We start from the raw sequence: 10,839 nt of genomic DNA on the forward strand, positions 1-10,839 counted from the left end.
CGATATAGTTTTCTGGTTTTTGAAGTGGTAAAATTTGAGGTGTTATTTTCGGTTTCGTTATCATCAATTTTATAATCCTCAGGTTGTCCCATTACTGTAATAACTTCGTCAACTTCTTTTAGAGTTACTACATGCTTTTCGGTTTTTTGTTTTTCAGTCAATAATTCCGATACCCGCATTTCAATATCTTTAATAATCTCATCTTGCCCTGATGTGTTAGACAATGATCTTTTTATAGCTTCAAAATATTTAGTAAGTTTTTGGTATGCATCCTCATCCATGTGGAAGAACATCCCGCCTAAATTTATGTTTACAGTTTTGTTCATGACTATTATTTTTGTTTTGTGATTAGATTTACAGCATCCGACAATTCAGTCCAGGTGCCATTTAATTCATTTAAAAAGGTTTGTCCTAATTCAGTCAATTCATAATATTTTCTTGGTGGACCTGATAACGATTCTTCCCAACGATAGTTGAGAAGCCCGTCGTTTTTTAATCTAGTAAGTAGGGGGTAAACTGTGCCTTCAACTACTAATAGTTTTGCGCTTTTTAAAGAGTATAATATTTCCGAAGTATATGCTTCTTTGTCTTTTAGGACGGATAAGATGCAAAACTCGAGAACCCCTTTTCGCATTTGAGCTTTTGTATTTTCAATGTTCATGATTCTCTTTATAATTGATTTGTTATTCTAGTTTGTTGTTATTTGAGTGCTTATTTTATGAATGAAATAGTTAACGGATATTGATACTTTTCACCATTTGAAGTTTTTAATGAAGCATATATAATTAATATAAATTCAGCAATCTTTAAACCGATTAAAGTGAATATTGTCAACAATGCAAAGATTATTATTCCTGAAAAATGTTCTATGATTAAAGTATTAAATATAAATTCTTCGTTGTCATAAATTGATTTCAAAGGAATTTCATTGATAACTTTAATGATAATGATAGGAGTTGCAATCATTGCAATTATCAAGGTATAGAATAATATACTCAATTGAAAATTAAGTACTTGTTTGCCATTATGATCAATAAATTCTGAATCTTCTTTTTTTGAATTCCAAATTAAAAGTGGAAAAATAATATTTCCAAAAGGAATAAAATATTGCGATAATGAACTTAAATGAGTAAACGTGGCTAGATTATTTTCGCTTGTTGTATTCATAGTATAATTATAGTATTTAATTTCTTATGCAAATATATGTATAAAAGAAAGTATTATGTATTACAAAGTACTAAATATTAACTTAAAATTAACATTTTATATTTAAACTAAATATGTTACTTTTACGAGTATAAATAGTGATAAAAATGAAAATTTCAGTCTCAAATCTCAATAAATTTGTATTCTTCAAGTTGCCTTCGGCCTTTATATGCGGTGTTCGAGTACAGTATTTTGATGAGCAAAAATGCGTGGTTTCGGTAAAGCATCGATGGATTAGTCAAAACCCTTTTAATTCAATGTATTGGGCGGTTCAAGGAATGGCCGCAGAATTAGCGTCTGGAGCTTTGGTGATGCAACAAATACAAAAAAGTGGTAAAAAAGTATCGATGTTAGTGGCTAATAATAAAGGAAACTTTAGTAAGAAAGCAACGGGAAGGATTAGTTTTGTTTGTGCTGATGGAATTTTAGTACAAAATGCAATGCAAAAAGCTATTGCCACGGGGGAGGGGCAAAGTTTTTGGATGAAATCTATAGGTACAAATGAAAATGGAGAGATAGTATCTCAAATGGATTTTGAATGGACTATCAAAGTAAAATAAATATTTAAAACACTTAGTTAAAACTTAAAAATCTAATCAAAAAAAAGCTTCGAGTATTAATCGAAGCTTTTTTTAATATAAAGTAAAATGAATTAATAATTATTTAGAAGCTAGATGCTAACCTTAAAGTGGTTCTTAAAATTGTGACCTAGAATATAATCATTACAAAATTATACAAACTATATTATGATTGTCTTAAAATTATATTAAAATTTTAAGACAAAAATACAGATTTAGTATTTTTTTGTCTTTTTGCCAAATTTTGATTTTTAAAAGGTGACAATTTGACAAAAATGAAGATTTGGCAGTACTTTTGTAATCTTAAAAGCGTAAAATGAAGTTTAAGAATATATTTAAAAAAGATACAAGCATGACGACTGAAAACACGTTAAATGACGAAATTATTGATCAAAATACAATTGAAAATAATGAAAATGTCTCAGACGAATTAGATTCAAAAATCGAAGAAAGAGTAGAGGAAATATCTAAAGAGGAGCAATTGTCTCAAGACTTAGCCTCAGAAAAAGATAAATTTTTGCGTTTGTTTGCTGAATTCGAAAATTACAAACGAAGAACAACAAAAGAGCGTATCGAATTGTTTAAAACAGCCAATCAAGAAGTTTTATTGGCTTTACTGCCAGTTTTGGACGATTTTGATAGAGCCATGATTGAAATCAATAAATCTGAAGACGAATTATTGTCAAAAGGAGTAGCACTTATTTTTGATAAATTACAAACCACTTTGTTTTCAAAAGGATTAGAGCAAGTAGAAGTTAAGGCTGGCGATGTTTTTGATGCCGATTTTGCTGAAGCTATTACTCAAATTCCTGCGCCAAAGATGAAAGGAAAAATAGTTGATGTTCTTGAGAAAGGATATAAATTGGGGGATAAAATCATTCGTTTTCCAAAAGTAGTTATTGGTCAGTAATTATAATTATTTTTCAAGGTAGTATCTACTTTACACAAACAATAAAATGAAAAAAGATTTTTACGAAATATTGGGCATTTCAAGAAGTGCTAATGCTGCCGAAATTAAAAAAGCATATCGAAAGAAAGCAATTGAATTTCACCCGGATAAAAATCCAAATGATAAAGCTGCAGAAGAGCAATTTAAACTAGCTGCTGAAGCATACGAAGTACTCAGTGACCCAAATAAAAAAGCCAAATATGATCAATATGGTCATCAAGCTTTTGACGGATCTGGTGGTTTTGGTGGAGGAGGTCATGGAGGAATGAATATGGATGATATTTTCAGCCAGTTTGGCGATATTTTCGGAAGTGCTTTTGGTGGTGGCGGTGGATTTGGCGGTGGTGGCGGTTCTCGTCGTGTTAAAGGAAGTAATCTCCGTATAAAAGTTAAGTTAACTTTAGAGGAAATCGCTAATGGTGTTGAGAAAAAAGTAAAAGTAAAACGCAAGGTTCAAGCCCAAGGGGTAACTTATAAAACCTGTTCTACTTGTAATGGACAGGGACAAGTAATGCGAGTGACTAACACAATTTTGGGAAGAATGCAATCTGCTTCAACCTGTCCGACCTGTGGAGGTTCAGGACAAATTTTAGACAGAAAACCTTCTGAAGCAGATTCGCAAGGAATGATTTTGGAAGACGAAACGGTTTCTATAAAAATTCCTGCTGGTGTAGTAGATGGAATGCAACTAAAAGTTTCAAACAAAGGAAATGATGCGCCAGGAAATAGTGTTCCTGGTGATTTAATTGTTGCCATCGAAGAAATTGAGCATGAATTTTTGAAACGTGAAGGTGAAAATCTACATTACGATTTATACATCAGTTTTGCTGAGGCAGTTTTAGGAATTTCAAAAGATATTGAAGCTATCAACGGAAAAGTAAGAATAAAACTCGAAGAAGGAATCCAATCCGGAAAAATCCTAAGGCTAAAAGGAAAAGGAATACCAAGTATTAACGGATATGGTAATGGAGATTTATTAGTACATGTTAACGTATGGACTCCTAAGACATTAAACAAAGACCAAAAATTGTTTTTTGAAAAAAATATAAATGATGAGAATTTTATACCTAATCCTGAAAAAGGAGATAAGTCCTTTTTTGAGAAGGTAAAAGATATGTTTTCTTAAAATAATAAATCGATTAATACTCCCATCTTTACTAAATAAAGATGGGATTTTTTATTTTATTTAACAGCTTATCATTTCGATTTAACTATTTTTACACACCTCAGTTTAATCAATCTCGAAGGTATCATAAAGTAATAATTAGCATGAGTTCAATACTTGAAATTAAAGATGTAGTCAAAAAGTATGGTGATTATGTTGCGTTGAATGCCGTGTCACTTTCAATTCCCAAAGGGAGTATCTATGGGCTTTTAGGGCCTAATGGCGCTGGGAAAACCTCACTCATTAGAATCATAAATCAAATCACAATGCCAGATAGTGGCGAAGTTATTTTTGATGGTGAAAAATTGAGTCCGAATCATGTTCAATACATTGGTTATTTGCCAGAAGAGAGAGGTTTGTACAAAACTATGAAAGTAGGAGAGCAATGTTTGTATTTAGCACAGCTGAAAGGACTTTCAAGAGCTGAAGCCAAAAAACAACTGGATTATTGGTTCGAAAAATTAGAAATTCAAGGGTGGTGGAACAAAAAAATACAAGAATTATCTAAAGGAATGGCTCAGAAAGTTCAGTTTGTGGTTTGTGTTTTACATCAACCTAAATTGCTAATTTTCGATGAACCTTTTTCGGGTTTTGATCCTGTGAATGCCAATATCATTAAGAATGAAATCCTAGAATTACAAAAAAAAGGGTCAACCATCATTTTTTCGACTCATCGAATGGAAAGTGTTGAGGAACTTTGCGATAACATTGCCTTGATTCACAAATCAAACAAACTTATTGAAGGCAAGCTCGAAGATGTAAAAAGAAATTATAGAACTAATAGTTTTGAGGTTGGGATTTTAACGGATAATATCGAAGGTTTGATGTATGATATTACCCAAAAATTTACGGTTAAGCAAACAGATTTCAAATCATTGAATACCGAATTAAAACTCGAAATTCAACTCAGAAATTCAACTCCAAATGAATTACTTAATATCCTAATTCAAAGAGGACAAGTAACTCATTTTATGGAGAAAATCCCAAGTGTATCTGATATTTTTATACATGCTGTTAGCGAAAAATAATTTAAGACCCAAAAACGAATAATCTTTTTAAACTTATATCCCTTTAGATGAGCATTATATCACTAATTATAAAAAGAGAATTTATTGCCAAAGTTCGCAATAAGTCATTCATTGTTATGACTTTTTTGAGTCCCTTACTTTTTGTTGGTATAGCAGCATTAGTAGGCTACTTAAGCTCTTTGAAAGCGGAAACAAAACGCGTAGCTATTCATGATGAATCTGGTTTGTTTGTTACAGAGTTTACAAAACAAAATGCCGAAAATACTGAATATGTTTATCATGATTTATCTATGCTAGATATTAAATTTATAAAGGATAGCATTACAAACGAAAGTTATGAAGGTTTACTCTATATACCCAAAGTAAAAGATAACAAAGATTTAGAAAATAAAATTCAATTCATTTCAAACAATAGCCCAAGCATAGCTTTTATTGAAGATCTTCAAGAAATAATTGCTAAAAAACTGACTAAGGATAATCTAGAAAAAGCGCAACTTGATACTTTAGTAATAAAAAAAGCCCAAGCAAAAGTTGCAATAGTGCTTTCAAAATCATCGGGTGAAGAAAGTGTCAAAGGGCTTAACGAAATCAAGGTGGCTATAGGAGGTGCCTTTGGGTATCTCATTATGATGTTTATTATTATTTATGGTAATATGGTCATGAGAAGTGTTATCGAAGAAAAAACGAATAGGATTGTCGAAATCATTATTTCTTCGGTAAAACCATTTCAATTAATGATGGGAAAAATTATAGGGACATCATTGGCAGGAATTTTACAATTTACTATTTGGGCAATCATTGGTCTAACTTTGATGGTTGCTGCTACAACATTTTTTGGCATAGATGCCAGTCCAAAGGCAAAAATACCACCGGCGATGTTACAAACAGCTCAACAGGAAATTGGTGGCACCGCTCAAATGTATATTCAAGAATTATGGAATTTACCCATCGCGACAATTCTTATTTGTTTTGTAGTTTATTTTATTGGAGGGTACTTTTTGTACAGTTCGTTTTACGCATCAATAGGAGCTGCTGTGGATAGCGAAACCGATTCGCAACAATTTCTTTTACCAATTATCACCCCACTAATTTTAGCCGTTTATATTGGTTTTTTTACGGTTGTTAGTGATCCGCAAGGGACAATTGCCGTAATTTTTTCAATGATTCCGCTCACATCGCCTATAGTCATGATGATGAGAATTCCGTTTGGAGTCCCCTGGTGGCAATTGGCTATTTCTATTATGCTTCTTTTCACTACTTTTTTGTTTGTGGTTTGGTTTGCGGCAAAAATATATCGTGTGGGAATTTTAATGTATGGCAAAAAACCAACCTGGAAAGAATTGTATAAATGGTTGAAATATTAATTTGAAGCTAATCCTGCTTTACGCTGTATCCACGCAAAAAAGCGTGGGATGCCGCTACAATCAGGGCTAAAATAATCTATCTTAGATTTTGTAAACTTTGCGAAAAACTTTGCGAACTTTACGGTTAAATTATAAATATGAGTAAAATATTAATCATAGAAGACGAAGCCGCTATTCGAAGAGTATTATCCAAAATACTTTCCGAAGAAAATGATTCCTATAAAGTAGAAGAAGCCGAAGATGGAATTCAGGGTTTAGAAAAAATTAAAAACAACGACTATGATCTGGTTTTGTGCGATATTAAAATGCCAAAAATGGATGGGGTTGAGGTGCTAGAAGCCGTAAAAAAAATCAAGCCCGAAACACCTATGGTCATGATATCGGGTCATGGCGATATGGAAACGGCGATACAAACGATGCGTTTGGGCGCTTTTGATTATATTTCAAAACCACCAGATTTGAATCGATTATTGAATACGGTTCGCAATGCATTAGACCGAAAACAACTGGTAGTTGAGAATAAAATTCTAAAGAAAAAAGTCAGTAAGAATTACGAAATCATTGGCGAAAGCGAACCCATAAATCATATTAAATTGATGATTGAAAAGGTAGCTCAAACCGAAGCTCGAGTTTTAATTACAGGTCCTAATGGAACTGGAAAAGAACTCGTTGCTCACCAGTTACACGAAAAAAGCCAGAGGTCTTATTTTCCACTTATAGAGGTGAATTGTGCTGCTATCCCTAGTGAATTGATAGAAAGTGAATTGTTTGGGCATGTGAGAGGCGCTTTTACATCGGCTGTAAAAGACAGAGCTGGAAAATTTGAAGCGGCAGATAAAGGGACTATTTTTTTAGATGAAATAGGCGATATGAGTCTGTCGGCTCAAGCTAAAGTGTTGCGCGCTTTGCAAGAAAGTATGATTACAAGAGTAGGGGCTGATAAAGATATTAAAGTCGATGTGCGTGTAATTGCGGCTACCAATAAAGACTTGAAAAAAGAAATTGCCGAAGGTAGATTTAGAGAAGATTTGTACCATAGATTAGCGGTTATTTTGATTAAAGTACCTTCTTTAAATGATAGAAGAGATGATATAGCACTATTGATTACTCATTTTGCCGAAAAAATAGCATCGGAGCAAGGAAATTCAGTAAAGAAATTCTCCAAAGAAGCCATTAAACTGTTGCAAGATTATGATTGGACAGGAAATATTCGTGAATTACGCAATGTCGTAGAGCGATTGATAATCTTGGGTGGAATCGAAATATCAGAAACAGATGTGCAACTTTTTGCTAGTAAATAAATTGTTTTAGGTTGTAAGTTGTAGGTTTGAGAAACTTATAACTTACAAGCTACGACTTACAACTTAAAAAATGAAATTAAAAAAAATAAACGAAAATCTACAACAAGCACTTACTGAAAATGGTTTGATTGAGGCTAATGAAATGCAACAAGAAACATTTTCAACTTTTAAAAGTGGTGCTGATTGTATTATTATTGGACCAAATGGGATTGGAAAATCAACAACAATTGTAATCAATGTGATTCAGAAACTGTCGGGTACAAACGAAGAGTCACCTCGCGCTTTGATTATTGTTGAAGACAAAATCAAAGTATTAGAAATGGTTGCGCTATTTGAAAAATTAGGAAAAAATTCTGGATTGGAAATATTTGGCGTTCATGATAAAGGCGATATGGATTATGACAAAAACTATATTTCTACAGGAATAGATGTTTTGATTGGAACTCCTAACAAACTTGATGATATGTTTTCTTCTGCGGGTTATAATGTCAATAGGTTGAGAATGTTTATTGTTGACGATGCGGATTCAATCTTGAAATTGCGTCACGAAACAAAAATTATGCGCATTTCAAATAGTATCAACAAAACACAACGGGTTATTTTTTCAGACGTTTTTACGGAACGAATAGAGATTTTAGCGGATAAAATGCTAGTTGAGCCTTTTGAATTTGATTTTGAGGAAGATATCGAAGAAGAGGATGAATTAGATAATTAAATTAAAATAAAAAATATGGGATTAATGAAAGTGTTTTCTGGAAGTGAGATTTTAGCATTGGCTTTACAAGGAAAAATAGAAGAAATCGGAGTAAATACAATAGTTAAAAACAACATTCAATCCGCAACATTGGGTGGTTTTGGTAATTTAGGTCAAGCAGTAGAATTATTTATACAAGAAACAGATTTTGCTAAAGCAAATCCAATTATTGAAGAATTTAGATTGAGTATTTAATCTCTTAAGGTTTAATTCCTTGAAGCTCTGCTTCGGCTTTTTTTACCAGAGATTACTTCGTCTGTTCAGCCTTCGGTCTCGAGTTACAGATTTTCAAAAATCTTTTTTAATCTGTGCATCTGTGGCTGTTATTTCACTAATCCTACGAGGGGTTTGCCCCGAGGTAGTTTACTTCGCTATTTTAATTGCAGAACTAAAAACCTCTTTGTCTTTTGGCTTCAAAAATTAAAATGGCAGCAGCGACTGAAACATTCATACTGTCAATCTCTCCTTGCATTGGAATAATAATATTTTGATCCGCAGCTAATCGCCAATCCTCAGTTAAACCTGTAGCTTCTGTACCTACAACCAAGGCTGTTGGTTTTGTATAATCTTGGGTATGATAGGATGTTGAATTCTGTAAAGTAGCGCAGAAAATATTAATTTTTTTTTCGCTTAGAAAAGCAATAATTTCAGCTGTTGTACCCGTTGCGATTTGGTTGGTAAACAAACAACCTACACTAGATCGAACAATATTGGGGTTGTATAAATCACTTTTGGGATTGGCAATAATCACTGCATCGAGATTGGCAGCATCGGCGGTTCGAAGTAAAGCACCAATATTACCGGGTTTTTCAGGTGCTTCAGCAACAAGAATTAATGGGTTTTCAGACAATTTTAAATCGGACAATTGCATCGATTTAGATTTGGCTACTGCCAAAACACCTTCGGTTGTATCTCGATAGGCGAGTTTTTGATATACTTCTTTTGAGATTTCGATTTTATTAAAAGATTCAAAAATTGAAAAATCGAAAGATTTGTCGATGAGTTCAATACAAAATAAAACAGTTTCAATTGTGTAACCGCCTTTTAAAGCAATCGAAATTTCTCGTACTCCTTCTATTAAAAAAGTTCCCGTTTGTTTGCGTGACTTTGATTTTTCCTGGAGTAATACTAAAGATTTTATATATGGATTTTGAATTGAAATAATTTGTTTCATTTAGCGTGTAAAAAAGTTACGATGCCTCAAAGTTACAAAGGTTTTATTACTTAGACGTTTTAATCAATAAAATTGTATTTTCTGATTTTTGCACATCAATAAAAAAGCTTAATTTCACAAAGTTAAAATCAAATAGTGAAAATCTACAAGGTCAAAAAGTATCAGGAAAGTGATTACGAAAATTGGAATGCATTTATTGCACAAGCAAAAAATGCAACCTTCCTGTTTCATCGTGATTTTATGGAATACCATAAGGATCGATTCGAAGATTATTCTTTGATAGTTTTAGACGGCGAAAAATGGGTAGCTGTTCTGCCTGCAAATAGTGTAGGAGATGAGGTTTTCTCTCATCAGGGATTGACTTATGGAGGATTGGTTTATAATGAAAAGATAAAATTGGTATCAGTTATTGCAATTTTTAAAAGTATTTTATTCTTTTTGAATGAAAATAAAATAGATAAAATCCACATCAAAATTATCCCATCTATCTATCATCAAAAACCAGCAGAAGAATTGCAATATGCTTTGTTTTTGGCTCAAGGCCAATTAATACGAAGAGATACTATGGCAGTTGTTGATTTGTCTTTAAATATTAACATTGCTAGCGATAGAAAAGAGGGTATTAAAAAAGGGAAAATTAATAGATTAGAAATAAAAGAAGTAGCTGATTTCGAAGATTTTTGGAACAAGATATTAATACCTAATTTAGTATTGAAACACCAAGCAAAACCAGTTCATAGTTTGCAGGAAATCATGAATTTGAAATTATTGTTTCCAAAAAACATTCGTCAATTTAATGTGTATGAAAATGGAGTTATAGTTGCTGGAACTACCATTTTTGAAAGTGAAAATGTCGCCCATTCCCAGTACATTTCTGGAAAAGAAGGCAAGAATAATTTAGGAGGCCTTGATGTATTACATCATCATTTGTTGAGCGAAGTATTTAATAACAAGAAGTTTTTTGATTTTGGTATATCCAATGAAAATAAAGGTCGAAAACTAAATAATGGTTTGTCTTATTGGAAAGAAAGTTTTGGTGCTAGTACCGTTGTTCATGATTTTTATGAAGTGGAAACAGCAAATTTTATTAAACTCGACAACGTTATTGTATGATACCATTCCTTGATTTAAAAAAAATAAATGTCCCTTATGAAACTGCTTTTCAAGAAAAATTGAAATCAGTTTTAGATAGCGGTTGGTATATTTTAGGGAATGAAGTCGCTGAGTTTGAAAATAATTTTGCAAACTATTGCGGAACAAAATACTGTATTGGTGTAGGAAATGGGCTTGATGCTCTAGTATTAATTTTTAAGGGATATA

Annotated in this window: 13 protein-coding genes and 1 pseudogene; 10 read left to right on the forward strand and 4 right to left on the reverse strand. The window is 32.4% G+C overall.

Annotated features, from left to right (window positions below):
* The 3 genes and pseudogenes from ACKVOD_RS12175 to ACKVOD_RS12185 form a co-directional block, all read right to left on the reverse strand.
* A pseudogene (locus tag ACKVOD_RS12175) lies at positions 1-326 on the reverse strand (hypothetical protein); the annotation flags it as partial.
* Positions 327-331: 5 nt separating this feature from the next.
* A complete protein-coding gene (locus tag ACKVOD_RS12180) occupies positions 332-661 on the reverse strand; it encodes a PadR family transcriptional regulator (RefSeq protein ID WP_409209741.1) in 330 nt (109 codons plus the stop codon).
* 50 nt (positions 662-711) lie between these two features.
* Entirely contained in the window at positions 712-1,167 is a 456-nt protein-coding gene (locus ACKVOD_RS12185) for a DUF4870 domain-containing protein (protein WP_409209742.1), read from the reverse strand.
* Between the two features lie 146 nt (positions 1,168-1,313).
* Here ACKVOD_RS12185 and ACKVOD_RS12190 point away from each other — a divergent pair, with 146 nt between their 5' ends.
* From ACKVOD_RS12190 to ACKVOD_RS12225, 8 genes are all read left to right on the forward strand, one after another.
* Positions 1,314-1,766, forward strand: a complete 453-nt coding sequence (locus tag ACKVOD_RS12190) for a DUF4442 domain-containing protein (RefSeq protein WP_409209743.1) — start codon at positions 1,314-1,316, stop codon at positions 1,764-1,766.
* Between the two features lie 334 nt (positions 1,767-2,100).
* Entirely contained in the window at positions 2,101-2,694 is a 594-nt protein-coding gene (locus ACKVOD_RS12195; RefSeq protein ID WP_409209744.1) for a nucleotide exchange factor GrpE, read from the forward strand.
* Between the two features lie 46 nt (positions 2,695-2,740).
* Positions 2,741-3,859 carry a molecular chaperone DnaJ gene (dnaJ, locus tag ACKVOD_RS12200; RefSeq protein ID WP_409209745.1) on the forward strand — a complete coding sequence of 373 codons (1,119 nt, stop codon included), beginning with the start codon at positions 2,741-2,743 and terminating at the stop codon, positions 3,857-3,859.
* A 143-nt stretch (positions 3,860-4,002) separates the two neighbouring features.
* Positions 4,003-4,926, forward strand: coding sequence for an ABC transporter ATP-binding protein (locus ACKVOD_RS12205; RefSeq protein WP_409209746.1), 924 nt, complete (start codon positions 4,003-4,005; stop codon positions 4,924-4,926).
* A gap of 47 nt (positions 4,927-4,973) precedes the next feature.
* Entirely contained in the window at positions 4,974-6,290 is a 1,317-nt protein-coding gene (locus ACKVOD_RS12210) for an ABC transporter permease (RefSeq protein ID WP_409209747.1), read from the forward strand.
* 137 nt (positions 6,291-6,427) lie between these two features.
* Entirely contained in the window at positions 6,428-7,591 is a 1,164-nt protein-coding gene (locus tag ACKVOD_RS12215) for a sigma-54-dependent transcriptional regulator (protein ID WP_409209748.1), read from the forward strand.
* A 70-nt stretch (positions 7,592-7,661) separates the two neighbouring features.
* A complete protein-coding gene (locus tag ACKVOD_RS12220) occupies positions 7,662-8,306 on the forward strand; it encodes a DEAD/DEAH box helicase (protein WP_409209749.1) in 645 nt (214 codons plus the stop codon).
* A gap of 15 nt (positions 8,307-8,321) precedes the next feature.
* Entirely contained in the window at positions 8,322-8,540 is a 219-nt protein-coding gene (locus ACKVOD_RS12225; protein WP_409209750.1) for a putative signal transducing protein, read from the forward strand.
* Between the two features lie 193 nt (positions 8,541-8,733).
* Here ACKVOD_RS12225 and ACKVOD_RS12230 read toward each other — a convergent pair whose 3' ends face one another.
* On the reverse strand, positions 8,734-9,519 hold the full coding sequence (locus ACKVOD_RS12230; protein WP_409209751.1) for a TrmH family RNA methyltransferase: 786 nt from the start codon (positions 9,517-9,519) through the stop codon (positions 8,734-8,736).
* A gap of 135 nt (positions 9,520-9,654) precedes the next feature.
* Between ACKVOD_RS12230 and ACKVOD_RS12235 the strand changes: the two genes are divergently transcribed.
* Together ACKVOD_RS12235 and ACKVOD_RS12240 are read left to right on the forward strand one after the other, a co-directional pair.
* A complete protein-coding gene (locus ACKVOD_RS12235) occupies positions 9,655-10,632 on the forward strand; it encodes a GNAT family N-acetyltransferase (RefSeq protein ID WP_409209752.1) in 978 nt (325 codons plus the stop codon).
* Positions 10,629-10,839: DegT/DnrJ/EryC1/StrS family aminotransferase (locus tag ACKVOD_RS12240; protein ID WP_409209753.1), on the forward strand; the 211-nt coding region annotated here is incomplete at its 3' end. The genes ACKVOD_RS12235 and ACKVOD_RS12240, both read left to right, overlap by 4 nt.

The sequence above is a fragment of the Flavobacterium sp. genome (genome assembly GCF_046155325.1).
Taxonomy (GTDB): domain Bacteria; phylum Bacteroidota; class Bacteroidia; order Flavobacteriales; family Flavobacteriaceae; genus Flavobacterium.

Coding starts and splice junctions, on each gene's coding strand:
- ACKVOD_RS12185 (WP_409209742.1), bottom strand. CDS start 1,167: ATGAATACAACAAGCGAAAATAATCTAGCCACGTTTACTCATTTAAGT.
- ACKVOD_RS12205 (WP_409209746.1), top strand. CDS start 4,003: ATGAGTTCAATACTTGAAATTAAAGATGTAGTCAAAAAGTATGGTGAT.
- ACKVOD_RS12215 (WP_409209748.1), top strand. CDS start 6,428: ATGAGTAAAATATTAATCATAGAAGACGAAGCCGCTATTCGAAGAGTA.
- dnaJ (WP_409209745.1), top strand. CDS start 2,741: ATGAAAAAAGATTTTTACGAAATATTGGGCATTTCAAGAAGTGCTAAT.
- ACKVOD_RS12230 (WP_409209751.1), bottom strand. CDS start 9,519: ATGAAACAAATTATTTCAATTCAAAATCCATATATAAAATCTTTAGTA.
- ACKVOD_RS12225 (WP_409209750.1), top strand. CDS start 8,322: ATGGGATTAATGAAAGTGTTTTCTGGAAGTGAGATTTTAGCATTGGCT.
- ACKVOD_RS12210 (WP_409209747.1), top strand. CDS start 4,974: ATGAGCATTATATCACTAATTATAAAAAGAGAATTTATTGCCAAAGTT.
- ACKVOD_RS12195 (WP_409209744.1), top strand. CDS start 2,101: ATGAAGTTTAAGAATATATTTAAAAAAGATACAAGCATGACGACTGAA.
- ACKVOD_RS12180 (WP_409209741.1), bottom strand. CDS start 661: ATGAACATTGAAAATACAAAAGCTCAAATGCGAAAAGGGGTTCTCGAG.
- ACKVOD_RS12220 (WP_409209749.1), top strand. CDS start 7,662: ATGAAATTAAAAAAAATAAACGAAAATCTACAACAAGCACTTACTGAA.
- ACKVOD_RS12190 (WP_409209743.1), top strand. CDS start 1,314: ATGAAAATTTCAGTCTCAAATCTCAATAAATTTGTATTCTTCAAGTTG.